Source organism: Leifsonia sp. L25 (assembly GCF_050632895.1).
Window position 1 is genome coordinate 2,008,072 of record NZ_JBODRZ010000003.1, and the last position, 14,700, is coordinate 2,022,771.

The window sequence follows — 14,700 nt, forward strand, 5'->3', positions numbered from 1 at the left end:
GGGACGATCGTACTCTTCTTGCACACAAGTGTGCAAGTTAAGCGATCATCGCGCGACCACCGCCCCTCCCGCGACCTTCGGCACCCGCACGCTGCGGCGCGCCGCGACGGCCGCCAGCGTGAGCGCGAGCGCCCCGACCGCGTAGACGAGCAGCGGTCCGACCGCGCCGAACGCCGCTCCCACGTCCCCGGTCGCCGCCGCCCGCAGCATCGCCAGTGCCGGCGCGGTCGGCAGGGCGGCCGCGATCGACGAGAGCGACGCGGGCACGGTCGACGACAGCCCCGCGGTCAGCGCCACGATCCCCACGACCAGCGTCACCAGCCGCCCGACGCCTCCGAACGCGGCCGCGAGCGCCTGGTTGAGCACGCCGAACACCGCCCCGATGACGGCCGCGGCCAGCGCGAACCCGAGCCAGACGTCCGGCCGCAGACCGAGCCCGAACTGCGCGGCGCCCGCGACCACGACGCCCTGAACAGCGCCGATCAGCGCCACCATCCCGGCCGACCGGAGCGCGATCAGCGCCGAGGGGGTCGTCGTGAGGAGCATCCGCGACGGCACGGCCCGCCGCGCCAGCACGGTCGCCATCCCGCCGAGCCAGAGCGCGAGGACCGCGTAGAGGGGGAGCGTCCCCAGGCCCGTCGGCGGAGCCTTCTGGACCGCGACCACCGGCTGCGCGGCGACGGCGGAGAGCGTCGTCATGTCGCTGTCGCTGTAGGTCGGGATGGACTGGGTCGCCTGGGCCAGACCCGAGGCGAGTTGAGCTGCGCCCTGCGCCGTCTGGCTCGCGCCGGTCGCGGCGGACGCGGCGCCGGAGCTCACCTGCGCCGCGCCGGAGGCCGTCTGGTCCGCGCCAGTGGCGACCTGCGCGGCCCCGGACGCCGAAGCGTCGATCCCGTCGACGACCTCCGGAATCGCGCTCGCCAGAGCGGCATTGCCGGAGGCGACGGCGTTCGATCCCTGGGCGAAGGCCGACAGCCCGCTGTTCGCCTGCTGCAGCGTGGCGAGGGCCGCCGTGGCGCGTGAGCACAGCACAGCCGGACCCGTCCCGCAGAGCTGCGCGACCACCTGCGCGAACTGGGTCGTCGCGGAGTCGGCCCCTGCCGACACCTGGTCCGCGGCGCCCGCGAGCGCGGCCGAACCCGCTGCGAGCTGCTGTGTCTGCGTCGGCAGGGACTGCGTCTTGGCGCTCAGGGTGCCGAGGCCGGAGGCGAGCGACTGGGCGCCGGCATCCAGCGATTGCGCCCCCGTCGCCAGGGTGGTCGCGCCGCTCGCCAGCGACTGCGTCCCCTGCGCCAGTGTCGCCGCGCCGGACGACAGGGAGGCCGCGCCGGAGGCAGCGGACCCGATCTGCTGGTCGATCGTGTTGAAGCCCGCATACACGTTCTGCAGGTACTGGGCGGTGAGCTGCCGGTCGAGCGAGGCCGTCGCCGCCTGCGTGACCGCCGCGGCCAGAGCGGGATCGACCACTGCCGACGCCGGACTGGTCTGGACGGTCACCCTCGCCTGCTTCGCGCTCGCGGCGGCGCCTCCGATCGACGTCGCATCCGCCGAGAACGACGACGGGATGGTGAGCACCGCCGCGTACTGCCCGCCGGCCAGCCCGGACGCCGCGTCCGCGTCGTTGGTCAGCACCCAGGTGAAGTTCGTGGCGTCGGTGGACGGCGGCGCCTCCGTCGGGCTCGCGCTCCCGGAGGCCGAAACGGTCGAGGCGCCCGCGATCAGCGACCCGGCGAACTGACGTCCGAGCGGGATGGTCGTGCCGTTCCGGGTCACCGGGGTGTCGTCGTTGACCACGGCCGCGGTCACCCGGTCGAGGTGCTGGACGGGCGCGAGGAGCCCCCAGCCGAGCACGGTCGTCACGAGCAGCGGTGCGAGCGCGAGCCCGACCAGGGTGATCACGCGCGTGCGCTCGGTCCCGGCACGCGCGCCGAACGGCGCCCGGACGGCGGATGGATCGGTCATGGTGCGCTCCTGTCAGGAGGGGAGGTGCGGGTCGAGCGCCGCGTCGTCGCCGCGCGCATCGAGTGCGTGGGAGGGCGGCTGGGCGTGGCGGGGATGAGAGGGGAGGGGAGGGTCCGGCAGCAGATCCGCCACCCCCTCGGGCGATGTCGCAGCCAGCACCACCGCGGCCCCCGACTCCGCCACGCGCTGGAGCTCCACGGCAAGGGCTCGACGCTCCTCCCCGACCACGGCCTCGGCCCCGTCCACCACGACCACCGTCGGGCGGCCGGCCGCCGCATCGCGAACCGCCGCCACCGCGTCCGCCGCCCGGTTCAGCCGCGCGACCCCCGCGCGCGCCCGCACCGACGATCTCCGCACCGGCAGCAGCAGACCGTCCACCTTCATCCGTCCTGCCGTCAAGGGCGCACGTCCCGCAATGGCCAGCGCGAGCGCGGTGTGGCCCGGCCCGGTGACCACGATCGCCCCACCCGGCGGGACCAGCGCGTCGAGCGCGCCAGACCCTCTGGCTCGCGCGCCGTCCGCGGCCAGCGCGTACACGGTCCCCGGCTCGGGCCACCCGGCCGCGTCGAGCTCCGCCTGCACGCCCTCGCCCTCGATGTCGAGCACCGGCAGCGCACGGTCCCACGAGCGCGGCATCCACCACGTCGCCCTCCCGAACAGCACCAGCACCGCCGGGATGAGCGTCATCCGGACCGCGAACGCGTCCACCGCGACCCCGACCGCGAGGCCGAGCGCGATCGGCTGGATCTGCGCGTCGCCGCCGGGGATGAACGCCGCGAACACCGCGAACATGATGACCGCCGCGGCCGCGACCACCTTCGCCGACCCCTGGAAGCCCTGGTGGACGGAGTCCTTGGTGTCGGCGCCCCGGATGTGCTCCTCCCGCATCCGGCTGGCCAGGAACACCTCGTAGTCCATCGCGAGCCCGAACAGGACGCCCATGACGATGATCGGCATGAAGCTGATGATCGAGCCGACGTGCGCGACGCCCAGCGGCGCGGCGAGCCAGCCGCCCATGAAAACCAGGCTGGTCACCCCGAACGCCGCGCCGATGCTGAGGAGGTAGCCGAGCGCCGCCGTCACTGGCACGACGATCGACCGGAACACGATCGCCAGCAGCACCAGCGACAGCCCGACGACGAGGAGGGCGAACGGCAGCAGCGCCCCGCCGAGCCGAGACGAGATGTCGATGCCCGCCGCCGTGTACCCGGTGATGGAGAGGTCGATCCCGTACTCCCGCTGGAAGTGATCGTGCATCGACCGCAGCTTCGCCACGAGCGCCTGCGTCGCCTCCGAGTCGGGCGCGCCGGTCGGGACCACCTGCGCGATTCCGGTGTCCCCCGACTCGTTCGGCGTGGAGAGCGGGACCGCCGCGACGCCGGGCACCGTCTTCAACTCCGCACCGAGATCGGTCATCAGCCCGACGGGATCGGTGCTGCCTATCACGGAGCCGGTCGCGATGAGCGGACCGTTGAAGCCGGGGCCGAAGTGCTCGCCGATGAGGTCGTAGGCGATCCGCGCGGGCGCGTGCTCGTCGAGGGAGCCGGCGTCCGGGAGCGCGAGCCGGAGGGAGGCGGCCGGGAGTGCGACCAGCCCGAGCAGGGCGACGACGAGGACGACGGTGAGGATCGGGATGCGGGTGACCAGGCGCACCCAGAAGCCGGCGATCGGATGGGGGACCGTCGGCTTCGGTGCCTTCCCCGCCTTCGGTTCCTTCCTCGCCTTCCCCGCCTTCCGAGCGTCCCCGCCGGGACGGTACCGCTTCGCCACCACCCGCCTCCCCGCGAACCCCAGCAGCGCCGGCGTCAACGTCATCGAGATGAGAACGGCGATCGTCACCGCGAGCGCCGCCGCGACGCCCATCGTCGTGAGGAACGGGATCCCCGCCACGCTCAGCCCCACCAGCGCGACGATCACCGTGACCGCCGCGAACACCACGGCCGACCCGGCCGTCGCGACCGCGCGGGCGGCGGACTCCTCCGGCGCCATCCCGTGTTTCAGCTGTTCCTGGTGGCGGGAGATGATGAACAGCGCGTAGTCGATCCCGACCGCCAGCCCGAGCATGAGCGCCAGCAACGGCGTGGTGGAGGCGATGGTCAGCCAGTGCGTCGCCGCGAAGATCAGCGACAGGGACAGTCCGGCCCCGAGCAGCGCCGTGAGGAGCGGGAGGCTCGCCGCGATCACCGAGGCGAAGGTCGCGATCAGCACCGCGAAGGCGACCACGATCCCGAGCAGCTCGGTCACGCTGATCCCGGCGACCGTCTGCGAGAAGAGCTGGCCGCCCACGGCGACCTGCGACCCGGTCGGGAGGGCGGCCTCCAGGTCGCGTCCGGCGCGCTGGAGGGCGTCGGAGGTCGAGGGCAGCACCGCGGTCTGCGCGACGGAGAGCTGTACGGGCACGATGACCGCCGACCCGTCCGCCGCGATGTTGCCCGTCGACGGACCGCTGTAGGGGGAGGAGGCCGAGGTCACCTGCGGGATCTTCGCGATCGCCGCCGCCGAGGACTCCACCGCGGACTGGAACGCCGGGTCGTGCACGTCCGAGCCCTTCGGCGCGACGGCGACGAGCTGGGCGGAGGTGCCGCTGACCTCGGGGAAGGTGCGTGCGAGCGCGTCCTGGGCCTCCTGCGACTCGGTGCCGGGGATGCTGAAGGTGTTGTCCGTCCCGTTGCTCAGGAGCGCCGCGCCGCCGAGCAGCAGCACGAGCGCTGCGAGCCAGAAGGCGAGCACCCGCCTGCGCGCTCGGAAAGCGGCGCGGCCCAGCAGGTACAGGAGCGACGACATCGGGGCCAATGTAGAGCGTTGCTCAGCTTCGCGACAATGCCCGTCTCACCGTCGCAAACATTCGTGCCGAATGTCGACTCTCCGCTCGCCATACTCGACATTCGTGCCGAATGCGAGGCGGGCGGCCCTTCGGGAAGGCTCCGGAACCCGGCGCGATAGGATCGAGTGCGACGGTCGTCCGCGAGGCGCCGACGCACTCCCGACATTCGAGAGGACGAAACGTGCCCGCGATAGTGATTATCGGCGCCCAGTGGGGCGACGAAGGCAAAGGTAAAGCCACCGACCTGCTCGGCAGCCGCATCGACTACGTCGTCAAGTTCAACGGCGGCAACAACGCCGGCCACACGGTCGTCGTCGGCGACGAGAAGTACGCGCTGCACCTGCTGCCGTCCGGCATCCTGACCGAGGGCGTCACGCCCGTCATCGCCAACGGCGTCGTCGTGGACCTCGAGGTGCTGTTCCAGGAGCTCGACGGCCTCATCGCCCGCGGCGTCGACGTGTCCCGCCTCAAGGTCTCCTCGAACGCGCACGTGATCACGCAGTACCACCGCACCATCGACAAGGTGACGGAGCGCTTCCTCGGCAAGCGCCAGATCGGCACGACTGGTCGCGGCATCGGCCCGACCTACGCCGACAAGATCAACCGTGTCGGCATCCGCATCCAGGACCTCTTCGACGAGAACATCCTGCGGCAGAAGGTGGAGGGCGCCCTCGACCAGAAGAACCACCTGCTGGTGAAGGTCTACAACCGCCGCGCCATCGGTGTGGACGAGGTCGTGGAAGAGCTGCTGAGCTACGCCGAGCGGCTGCGGCCGATGGTGGTCGACTCCTCGCTGCTGCTGCACCAGGCGCTGGTGGACGGCAAGTACGTGCTCTTCGAGGGCGGCCAGGCCACCATGCTGGACGTCGACCACGGCACGTACCCGTTCGTGACCTCCTCCAGCTCCACGGCCGGGGGCGCCGCGACCGGTTCGGGCATCGGCCCCAATCGCATCGACCGGGTGATCGGCATCGTGAAGGCGTACACCACGCGCGTCGGCGCCGGCCCGTTCCCGACCGAGCTGTTCGACGAGTGGGGCGAGTTCCTCCGCGAGCGCGGCTTCGAGTTCGGCACCACCACCGGCCGCCCGCGCCGCACCGGCTGGTACGACGCGCCCGTCGCGCGCTACACGGCCCGCATCAACGGCGTCACCGACTTCGTCCTCACCAAGCTGGACACCCTGACCGGCATCGAGCGCATCCCGGTCTGCGTCGCCTACGACGTGGACGGCGTCCGCCACGACGAGGTGCCGTCCTCGCAGACGGACTTCCACCACGCGGTGCCGGTCTACGAGGAGTTCCCCGGCTGGACCGAGGACATCAGCGGCGCCCGCACGTTCGAGGACCTCCCGAAGAACGCGCAGGACTACGTGCTCGCCCTGGAGGCCATCTCCGGCGCCCGCATCTCGGCGATCGGCGTGGGCCCGGCCCGCGACGAGATAGTCGTGCGGCACGACCTGGTGGACTGACGGGCCGAGTGGTCAGGCGCCGAGCAGAAGGGCGACCCCTTATCCCGGCTTGCGCGCCGTAACCCGGAATGACGACCCCGCTATTCCGGCTTGCGCCCCTAACCCGGAATAACTCCCTGACTATTCCGGCTTCCGACCATCAGAACCACGTGCTGAGCCGCGGCGGCACCGCCGTCCGAAACAGCCGGTCAAGTCCCTCCGCATCCCCGTGGATGCGCCCTGCCAGCGCCAGCCCGCGTGCCAGGTCGTGTCCGAGGTAGACGCTGCCGAGCGCCTCGACCGGCAGGGTCACGTCGGGAGCGTCGGTGCTCGGCTCCACGCGCGCCTCGCCGTCCTGCGCGATGATCCGGTAGCGACCGCCCGCGAACCCGAGCCCGTCGGTGACCTCCAGCACGAGGTCGCCGTCGCTCTCGTAGCGGCGCGCGGTGAGCGTCGCCGGGACGTCGAGGATGCGCACCCAGAGGTGGTCCTGGACGTTCGTGATGCGGGCGCCGCGGATGTCCTGCACGAGCAGCTGCACCGGCTCGTCCACGCCGCGCGTCCACGCCTTCACCTCGGCGACGAGGTCCAGTTCGAGGAGGTAGCGCCAGAGCGCGGTGAGCGCGGCGTCGCTTGTCGCGGCCAGGTAGTTCACCTCCACCACGTGGCGGGAGAAGTCCTCCTCGCCGCCCCGGACCACATAGCTGACGAAGCCCTCCGGCCGTCCCTCGGGTGAGTCGTAGCGCACCAGGAGATAGCGCGCCGCGTCGTCGTCGCCTTTGAGCGGGCCGAGGAGGCGGTCGGCCAGGTGCCGTTCGAGGCCGATCTCGCCGTGGCGGGAGGACATGGCCTCGGCGAGGACGGCGCTCCCGGTCTGGCGGTACTCGTCGGGAGTGGTGAACGACAACCGGCCCGGGGTCGCGCCTCCGGCCCAGCGCACCCGCTTGGCGTCGACGCTCCAGCCGGTCACGAAGGTCGCGGGCCCGAAGCCCCAGCGGCCGTAGATCGTGGACTCGGAGACGGTGAGGATCGCGGCGGCGACACCGAGCGCGTGCGCGGTGCGCAGTTCGGCGCCGAGCAGGGCGGTCGCGACGCCGCGGCGGCGGTGCGTCGGGGCGACCGTGACGGAGCTGATCGCCCAGGTGTCCAGGGCGCGGCCGCCCGGCAGGGTGAGCGGCGCGACCCACGAGTTGACGGTGCCGACCGGCGTGCTCACGCCCTCGTCGTAGACCGCGGTGGTGCGCCGGCCGCCGTAGTTCCCCCTGGCCTCCTCGAGGACCTCCTCGCTGGGCCGGCGCCCGTGGAAGCCGCGGAAGTCCGCGACGATCCACGCGTCGAACGCGGCGGTGTCGGCCGGGTCGACCAGGGCGAGCCGAAGTCCGGCCGCGGCCAGGTCGCCGCTCGCCGCCTCGTCGAGGGGTGCGGTGAGGTGGGTCTGGGTCATTGCTCCACCGTATCGGGGCGGTGCGACGGGGGAACAGGGCCGTCCGAGGCGGGACCAGAGCCGCCCGGCGCCGGGATCAGCGCCGGGCCGATCCCGTCAGCGCCCCGCCATCGCGTGCAGCACCGGCAGCAGGGCGCCCGGCGCGGCCTCCTGCGCCTCCGCGAAGAACGCGGCGTCCGCCGCCTCGACGGACCCGATGGCCGCCTCCGCCGTCGCCGCGCCTCCCGTGGTGACGCGCAGCACCTTGGCCCGACTGTCCGCCGGATCCGCCGCGCGCTCCAGCAGCCCCTTCGCGACGAGCCGCCGCACGACCTCCGACGTCATCCGCGGGTCGGAGCCGGTCTGCTCCGACAGCCGCGCCTGGCTGGGGCTCTCGGACTGGCCGTTCGCCCACCAGGTGGAGGCCAGCAGCACGAACTGGGCATGCGTCAGATCGTGGGGTCGTAGCGCTTCCGCCATCGCCCGTTGCCAGCGCAGGGTGGCGTGCCAGAGGAGGAAGCCCGGGCTGGTGGCCGGCCCCTCGGGGAAGTCCGTCATGCGTCCAGTGTGGCCTGTCCGGCGCGGCGCTCCGCGGCGGCCAGCAGGGCGGCGAGGGATTCGGGGAAGTCGCCGGCGATCTGCGGGCCGAGTTCGGGACCGACTGCGTCGGCCCCGGCGCCGTCGATGACGAGCGAATAGCGCACACGCGTGCCGGCGCCGTCACCCTCGGGGTGGTCCTCCAGGTCGTAGCGGAAGGTCAGGCGGAGTTCGCCGAACTCCGTCACGTCGGCGTAGGTGCGCTCAGGTTCGAGCACGTCGATCCGGGAGGTGATGGGCTCCTGCCCGACGGGCGTCACCGTCAGCTTCGTGCCGACGGCGAACGCCCCGTGCAGCTCGAAGCGGTCGGCGCCGTCATAGGTCAGCGCGCCGGTGTGGAGGTCGCGGACGGCCTCCCAGACGTGCTCGCGCTCGAGTCCGGTGACGGCGGTCTCCTGAGTCGTCCACATGATGAGTCTCCTTTACTCAATGGGTAGATTATCTACGCATAGAATAAAACGGAGGCGACCGACTGCGCAAGCCCCTCTGTCGAAGCAATGCAGTCGCGACGAGCGATCTCCGTACCCTCCGGCCCGGTAGTGTCGGAGCATGGCTGAGAACGAGTCGACCGTGCAGGCGCTGGAGCGGCTGCGGAGCATCCGGCAGAGCATCGACAACATCGACGCGGCCGTCATCCACATGCTCGCCGAACGGTTCAAGTTCACCCAGCAGGTCGGTGCGCTGAAAGCCGAGCACGGCCTCCCGCCAGCCGACCCGGAGCGCGAGCGCGAGCAGATCCAGCGCCTCCGCGTGCTCGCGGAGGAGAGCCATCTCGACCCGGCGTTCGCCGAGAAGTTCCTCAACTTCATCGTGGCGGAGGTCATCCACCACCACGAGCGCATCGCGTCAGAGAACGGCCGCTAGGGCCGTGGCCTGGGACCCCGCGGAGCTCCCGGACGCCCACGACCGGACCGTCGTCATCACCGGCGGCAACGCGGGCGTGGGCTACTTCACAGGTGAGCAACTCGCCCGCGCCGGCGCTCGGGTGGTGCTCGCCTGCCGGGACCCCGAGCGCGCGGAGGCCGCCGTCGCGGCGATCCGTCGGCGCGTGCGCGGCGCCCGGGTGGAGGCCACGCCGCTCGACGTGACGGACCGCGCCTCCGTGGACGCCCTCGCCGACGCCCTCCTCGAACGCGAGCGGGTGGACGCTCTCGTGCTGAACGCGGGGATGGTGCACCCGCCGCGCGAGCGCCGCACCGACCGCTACGGCAACGAGCTCGTCCTCTCCACCAACGTGCTCGGCCACTTCCGCCTCGTCGCCCGCGCGCTCCCCGCCCTGGAGCGCGCCGCGGGCGGCCGGATCGTGTCGCTCGGCTCCCTTGCCAGCCGCCTGGGCTCGCTCCGGCTGGACGACCTCCAGCTCGAGCGGTCGTACACCTCGTGGCGCGCGTACTCCGGCTCGAAGATCGCCGCGCAGGTCTTCGGGTTCGAGCTGGAGCGCCGGCTCCGCGCCGCGGGCAGCGGGGTGACGAGCCTGGTCGTCCATCCGGGCTACTCGACCTCCGGGCGCACGCCCGGCGTCCGCGGCGTCAACCAGCCGAGCCGCGCCAAGCGTTTCGCCGACAATCTCCAGGCCGCGTGGACTCAGGGCAAGGACCACGGCGCGTGGGTGCCGGTGCGGGCGGTGCTCGACCCCACCCTGACCGGCGGCTACCTCGGTCCGGCCGGGCTCACGAAGGGCGCGCCGGCGAACGGGCGGCCGACGCGGTCGTCGCGCTCCCCGCGGACCGGGGCACGGCTGTGGCCGCTGCTGGAGGCCGCCTCGGGTCAGGAGTTCACGGTCCGCTGAGGCGCGCGCTTCAGTCGTCGACGACGATGGAGAGCAGCCGCTGCCCCTCGGGCACCTTGGCGCGCAGCGCGTCGCGGGCGGCCGCGTAGTCGGCCCCATCGGCTTGGATGTGCTGCGTCGCGGACTCCCGGATGATCGCGGTCGCGATCACGCGTCCGCCGCGGGGCATCGCGTTGTGCACCTGCAACAGCTCGAACCCCGCCGGAACCTGCTCCTCGACGCGGGCGCGTGCCGTCTGGGCGTCGTCCGCCTCGGCGGTCAGCTCGCGGGTCTCGGTGGTCTGCGTCACGCCGTGCACTCTCATCGCACGCAACGCTACCGGACTGCCCGTAGATCAGCCACGGGCCGTACATCAGCATCACGGGCCGTACCTCAGTATCCTGGGCGCGCTCTCAGCGGACGCTCAGTCCAGTCGACTGGGCTTGTGCGCATGGACATCGCCTACACCGCCATCGCGCACGCCTCCGGAGGCGGTCGCGACGGTCACGTCCGCAGCGAGGACGACCTGATCGACCTGGACACCCGGCCGCCGCGCGAGCTCGGCGGCTCGGGCGAGGGAACCAACCCGGAGCAGCTCTTCGCGGCCGGTTTCGCGGCGTGCTTCCTCAGCGCCATCCACGCGGTGGGTCGCGCCGGCAAGCTGGACACCTCCGACGCCGCCGTCTCGGCGAGTGTGGGGATCGGGGCCGACGGCGCGGGCGGCTACGGCCTGGCGGTCGAGCTGGACGTCTACATCCCACGCCTCGGCCGGGACACCGCGGAGGAGACGATGGAGAAGGCGCACCACGTCTGCCCGTACTCCAACGCGACGCGGGGCAACGTCCCGGTCAAGCTGACGCTGGTCGACTGACCGGCTGAGGGGCGGTCGCGGCCTCAGTTCGCCGCGACGCGCCCGACCTTCTCGGTCTTGTCCCAGCGCGCCTCCGCGCCGGCCAGCTCCTTGAGGTAGGAGTCGAACGTGATCGCGCAGAGCAGCGACCCGTATCCCGCGAGGTAGATCAGCAGCGGCGCCAGCCAGCGTCCGGCGCGCGTGCGCTCCGACCGCCGGGCGAGCCAGGCGACGACCATTGAGAACGGGATCCAGAGGTAGATCACGAGCGTCAGGATGAACAGCGCCTCGTCGCTCAGGGTGATCCCGAACAGGCCGGGCAGCCAGACCAGGGTGATCGGCGGGAACAGCGCCGTGATCATCACGAGCATGTTGACGATGCCGGGGAACAGCAGGATGTGCCCGAGCTCCCTGCGGCTCGTCTTCGCATCGGTGAGCGAGCCGAGGATGAGCACGAACAGATAGGCGAGCGCCGCCGAGATCCAGAGGACGCGGAACACGTTCGCGGCCAGCTCGTTCTGCAGGAAGAGCAGCCCGGCGAGCCCGATGGCCGAGGTCACCATGATCAGCGGCAGCAGCCACAGGCTGAACCAGACGACGCCGAACGTCCACGCGCCGAGGCGATGCACGCGCGAAGGCCGGAACCAGACCTTCGAGTAGCGCGCCGTGACCGACACGTTGCCGCGCGCCCAGCGCAGCCGCTGCTTCCAGAGCGCGTCGACCGCTCGCGGCTCCTCGGCGAGCACGTGCGCGTGCGGCTCGAACACGACCTTCTTGCCGTGGAGCTGCGTCTCGAAGGTGGTGATGGTGTCCTCGGCGAGCGTGGAAGTGTCCACCCGCCCGCCGATGGCGAGCAGGTTCTCCCGGGTGTGGAGCTGCGCGCCGCCGGCGAGGCAGGCCTGCGCGCCGAGCACGTTCTGGGCGCGCCGCGCCGCGGGCTGCGAGAGCACGTACTCCACGCTGACGAACTTGGTGAGGTAGTTGCGGTCGCGGCTGCCCTCGCGGATGTACGCGGAGACGGCGCCGACGTCGGGGTCCGCCAGGTGCCGGGTCATCCGCCGCAGCGAGTCGGGCAGGTAGATGACGTCGGCGTCCATGATGAGGAGCGCCTCCATCCAGTCCTCGGCGAGGATGTGCTCGATGCCGTGGTTGAGGGTGTGCGCTTTGCCCTGGCCGCCCTGCTCGCGCCGCAGCAGGAAGACGTTGCCCGGATACTGTTCGGCGCGGCTGCCCACGACGACGGGGGTGTCGTCGGTGCTGGCGTCGTCGACCACGTAGATGCGCAGGGCCTCCGTGGGATAGTCGAGCGCCATGAGCCGGTCGATGGAGGTCCCGATCACCGCGCCCTCGTTCCAGGCGGGTACGACGATGGCGACGCGCGGGAGGTAGGGCGCGGCCTTCGTGTAGTGGTTGATCCAGGCGTGGAACGGGATGACGACGAACGTCGCCGCTGCGGCGACCACCGGGATGAGCCCGGTCAGCGCCAGGATCAGGCACACGATGACGCCGACCCACTCCAGCACGCCCAGCACGTCCACGCGGCTCCCCTCCGTTCCCCACAGAGTACCGCGAGCGGGCCTCGGGACAGGAAGCGGCGGTGGGGTGGGATCACCGCGTAATGAGGTTTCCGATCAGCCGGATCATCGAGTCCTTCTCGTCGGGCCTGGACATCGCGATCTCGACGTCATCCATGCGGCCACTCTGCTCGCCCGCTCGACTCGCCGCAGGAAGAAGGGCGCCCTGTGGAAACAGGAACCGCCCTCCACACCTACTCGCGCCCGCGCCTCAGTTACGCGCCGGGCCGCCCAGGGTCCCGCCCGCCGCCAGCCGCATCAGGTCCGACCCCAGGTCGATCCCGAGCTCGTTGCCGCCGGCCGAGCCGAACTCGTGCTGGTAGCTGTTCCAGGACGTGTCCTTGATGCGGGCCTCGACGCCGGTCTCCATGAGGACGACCAGCTCGCGCGCCGCCCGGTCGATGCGCTTGCCGAGAGAGTTGTCCTGCCAGTCCTCGGTCGACGCGAACACCGAGGTCGGCGCCGTCATCGTCCGGAGGTAGGCGAACATCGAGCGCATCTGCTCGTCGACCACCAGGGCGTGCCGGGCGGTGCCGGCGGTCGCGCCGAGGATGACCGGCTTCGCGATCAGGAGGTCGTTGTCGAGCACCTGGAAGAACGAGCTGAACAGCCCGCTCGGGCCGGCCTTGTAGACCGGGGCGGTCGCGATGATCCCGTCGGCCGCCGCGAGGGCCTCGATCGCGGCCGTGAAACGCGGGCCGAGGTGACCGGACGCGAGCGCGCCGGACAGCTCGGGAAGCAGCTCCCGGAGGTCGAGGTTCTGCGTCTCGACCGTGTGGCCGTCGCGCTGGGCCGCGGCCTCCACGCGCAGGGCGAGGCGGTCGGCGAGCATCTTGGTGGACGAGGGGTCGCTGACGCCCGCGTTGACGACGACCACCCGGAACGGGCGCTGGTCGGTGCTGGTCATGATGTCCTTCTCTCGCAATAGAAGCCTGAACCGCCGGCGCTCAGAGCGCCGGGTACTCCGCCTGGAACTCGTCGGCCGAGTCCTGGTAGGGGAGGCGCCGGTCACGTTGTCGCCGCGGTTGGCGTTCGGGCGCGGCTGGCGCGGCGCGGCGTCGCCGTACTTCGCCTTCACGAGCGACTCGTGGGTCGGGGCCTCGGGCGTCGAGGGGTCTTTGCGGGCCTCGGTCTCCTTGCGGAGCACCGGGATGACCTCCTCGCCGAGCAGGTCGAGCTGCTTGAGCACCGTCTTCAGCGGCAGGCCGGCGTGGTCCATCAGGAAGAGCTGGCGCTGGTAGTCGCCGGCCCACTCGCGGAAGGTCAGCGTCTTGTCGATGACCTCCTGCGGGCTCCCCACGGTCAGCGGGGTCGCCTCGGTGAACTCCTCCATCGTCGGACCGTTGCCGTAGACGGGAGCCTCGTTGAAGTAGGGGCGGAACTCCTTCTTGGCTTCCTGCGACGTCTTGCCGATGTACGCCTGGCCGCCGAGTCCGACGATCGCCTCCTTGGCGGTGCCGTGGCCGTAGTGCTCGAAGCGCTCGCGGTAGAACGCGATCAGGCGCTGGTAGTGCTCCTTGGGCCAGAAGATGTTGTTCGCGAAGAAGCCGTTGCCGTAGTACGCGGCCTGCTCGGCGATCTCCGGGGTCCGGATGCTGCCGTGCCAGACGAACGGCGGCACGTCGTCCAGCGGGCGCGGGGTGGAGGTGAAGCCCTGCAGCGGCGTGCGGAACTTGCCCTCCCAGTCCACGACATCCTCGTGCCACAGCCGGTGCAGGAGGTTGTAGTTCTCGAGCGCGAGCGGGAGGCTCTGGCGGATGTCCTGGCCGAACCACGGGTACACCGGGCCGGTGTTGCCGCGGCCGAGCATGAGGTCCATGCGGCCCTTCGAGAGGTGCTGCAGCATCGCGTACTCCTCGGCCAGCCGCACCGGATCGTTCGTGGTGATCAGCGTTGTGGAGGTCGTCACGATCAGCCGCTCGGTGAGGGCGGCGATGTGCGCGAGCAGGGTGGTGGGCGACGAGGAGAAGAACGGCGGGTTGTGGTGCTCGCCGATCGCGAAGACGTCCAGCCCGACCTCCTCCGCGTGCGTGGCGATCTTCACGATCGCGTCGATGCGCTCCGCCTCGCTCGGGGTCTCGCCGGAGACCGGGTCGCGGGTGATGTCGCTGACGGAGAAGATTCCGTACTGCATTGCTGGCTCCTCAGGTTCGTTCTCGCCGTATCTATGCAAACGCATATAACGACGCCGAGCTGGAAGTATTCCCGGCGGGTGAGACCAGCATGGCGCATCGGGCGGACGGCGAGCCAGGATC

Annotated in this window: 12 protein-coding genes and 1 pseudogene; 4 read left to right on the forward strand and 9 right to left on the reverse strand. The window is 71.6% G+C overall.

Features of this window, described 5'->3' with window-relative positions; genetic code table 11:
- Positions 1 to 45: 45 nt before the first annotated feature.
- Positions 46 to 1,962 carry a YhgE/Pip domain-containing protein gene (locus tag ACRAWC_RS14095; RefSeq protein ID WP_431348288.1) on the reverse strand — a complete coding sequence of 639 codons (1,917 nt, stop codon included), beginning with the start codon at positions 1,960 to 1,962 and terminating at the stop codon, positions 46 to 48.
- A gap of 12 nt (positions 1,963 to 1,974) precedes the next feature.
- Positions 1,975 to 4,746 (reverse strand): MMPL family transporter, encoded by a 2,772-nt coding sequence (locus ACRAWC_RS14100; RefSeq protein WP_431348289.1) that lies wholly within the window; start codon positions 4,744 to 4,746, stop codon positions 1,975 to 1,977.
- 221 nt (positions 4,747 to 4,967) lie between these two features.
- Here ACRAWC_RS14100 and ACRAWC_RS14105 point away from each other — a divergent pair, with 221 nt between their 5' ends.
- Positions 4,968 to 6,254, forward strand: coding sequence for an adenylosuccinate synthase (locus tag ACRAWC_RS14105; protein WP_431348290.1), 1,287 nt, complete (start codon positions 4,968 to 4,970; stop codon positions 6,252 to 6,254).
- 139 nt (positions 6,255 to 6,393) lie between these two features.
- Here ACRAWC_RS14105 and ACRAWC_RS14110 read toward each other — a convergent pair whose 3' ends face one another.
- The 3 genes from ACRAWC_RS14110 to ACRAWC_RS14120 all read right to left on the reverse strand — a co-directional run bounded on the left by ACRAWC_RS14110 (position 6,394) and on the right by ACRAWC_RS14120 (position 8,663).
- Complete coding sequence (locus tag ACRAWC_RS14110) at positions 6,394 to 7,677, reverse strand: GNAT family N-acetyltransferase (protein ID WP_431348291.1); 1,284 nt, start codon at positions 7,675 to 7,677, stop codon at positions 6,394 to 6,396.
- Between the two features lie 96 nt (positions 7,678 to 7,773).
- Positions 7,774 to 8,214, reverse strand: coding sequence for a MarR family winged helix-turn-helix transcriptional regulator (locus ACRAWC_RS14115; protein WP_431348292.1), 441 nt, complete (start codon positions 8,212 to 8,214; stop codon positions 7,774 to 7,776).
- Complete coding sequence (locus tag ACRAWC_RS14120; protein ID WP_431348293.1) at positions 8,211 to 8,663, reverse strand: polyketide cyclase; 453 nt, start codon at positions 8,661 to 8,663, stop codon at positions 8,211 to 8,213. Before ACRAWC_RS14120 ends, ACRAWC_RS14115 begins: the two co-directional genes overlap by 4 nt.
- Before the next feature lie 139 nt (positions 8,664 to 8,802).
- On the opposite strand from ACRAWC_RS14120, the gene ACRAWC_RS14125 reads away from it, so the two are divergent.
- Both ACRAWC_RS14125 and ACRAWC_RS14130 read left to right on the forward strand, forming a co-directional pair.
- Positions 8,803 to 9,117 (forward strand): chorismate mutase, encoded by a 315-nt coding sequence (locus tag ACRAWC_RS14125; protein WP_185275984.1) that lies wholly within the window; start codon positions 8,803 to 8,805, stop codon positions 9,115 to 9,117.
- A gap of 4 nt (positions 9,118 to 9,121) precedes the next feature.
- Positions 9,122 to 10,042, forward strand: coding sequence for an SDR family NAD(P)-dependent oxidoreductase (locus ACRAWC_RS14130; protein ID WP_431348294.1), 921 nt, complete (start codon positions 9,122 to 9,124; stop codon positions 10,040 to 10,042).
- Between the two features lie 10 nt (positions 10,043 to 10,052).
- On the opposite strand, the gene ACRAWC_RS14135 is transcribed toward ACRAWC_RS14130, so the two are convergent.
- Complete coding sequence (locus tag ACRAWC_RS14135) at positions 10,053 to 10,331, reverse strand: hypothetical protein (protein ID WP_431348295.1); 279 nt, start codon at positions 10,329 to 10,331, stop codon at positions 10,053 to 10,055.
- A 141-nt stretch (positions 10,332 to 10,472) separates the two neighbouring features.
- Here ACRAWC_RS14135 and ACRAWC_RS14140 point away from each other — a divergent pair, with 141 nt between their 5' ends.
- Positions 10,473 to 10,892 carry an organic hydroperoxide resistance protein gene (locus ACRAWC_RS14140; RefSeq protein ID WP_431349446.1) on the forward strand — a complete coding sequence of 140 codons (420 nt, stop codon included), beginning with the start codon at positions 10,473 to 10,475 and terminating at the stop codon, positions 10,890 to 10,892.
- Positions 10,893 to 10,915: 23 nt separating this feature from the next.
- On the opposite strand, the gene ACRAWC_RS14145 is transcribed toward ACRAWC_RS14140, so the two are convergent.
- The 3 genes and pseudogenes from ACRAWC_RS14145 to ACRAWC_RS14155 form a co-directional block, all read right to left on the reverse strand.
- The gene (locus ACRAWC_RS14145; protein WP_431349447.1) at positions 10,916 to 12,394 is read right to left on the reverse strand and encodes a glycosyltransferase family 2 protein; all 1,479 of its coding nucleotides are present in this window, start codon (positions 12,392 to 12,394) and stop codon (positions 10,916 to 10,918) included.
- 262 nt (positions 12,395 to 12,656) lie between these two features.
- Complete coding sequence (locus tag ACRAWC_RS14150) at positions 12,657 to 13,352, reverse strand: CE1759 family FMN reductase (protein ID WP_431349448.1); 696 nt, start codon at positions 13,350 to 13,352, stop codon at positions 12,657 to 12,659.
- A gap of 72 nt (positions 13,353 to 13,424) precedes the next feature.
- A pseudogene (locus ACRAWC_RS14155) lies at positions 13,425 to 14,579 on the reverse strand (LLM class flavin-dependent oxidoreductase); the annotation flags it as partial.
- Positions 14,580 to 14,700: the final 121 nt, after the last annotated feature.

What these genes read in the sequence shown, in the direction of transcription:
- ACRAWC_RS14125 (WP_185275984.1), top strand. Translation starts at nt 8,803, where the DNA reads ATGGCTGAGAACGAGTCGACCGTGCAGGCGCTGGAGCGGCTGCGGAGC.
- ACRAWC_RS14110 (WP_431348291.1), bottom strand. Translation starts at nt 7,677, where the DNA reads ATGACCCAGACCCACCTCACCGCACCCCTCGACGAGGCGGCGAGCGGC.
- ACRAWC_RS14115 (WP_431348292.1), bottom strand. Translation starts at nt 8,214, where the DNA reads ATGACGGACTTCCCCGAGGGGCCGGCCACCAGCCCGGGCTTCCTCCTC.
- ACRAWC_RS14095 (WP_431348288.1), bottom strand. Translation starts at nt 1,962, where the DNA reads ATGACCGATCCATCCGCCGTCCGGGCGCCGTTCGGCGCGCGTGCCGGG.
- ACRAWC_RS14100 (WP_431348289.1), bottom strand. Translation starts at nt 4,746, where the DNA reads ATGTCGTCGCTCCTGTACCTGCTGGGCCGCGCCGCTTTCCGAGCGCGC.
- ACRAWC_RS14140 (WP_431349446.1), top strand. Translation starts at nt 10,473, where the DNA reads ATGGACATCGCCTACACCGCCATCGCGCACGCCTCCGGAGGCGGTCGC.
- ACRAWC_RS14150 (WP_431349448.1), bottom strand. Translation starts at nt 13,352, where the DNA reads ATGACCAGCACCGACCAGCGCCCGTTCCGGGTGGTCGTCGTCAACGCG.
- ACRAWC_RS14120 (WP_431348293.1), bottom strand. Translation starts at nt 8,663, where the DNA reads ATGTGGACGACTCAGGAGACCGCCGTCACCGGACTCGAGCGCGAGCAC.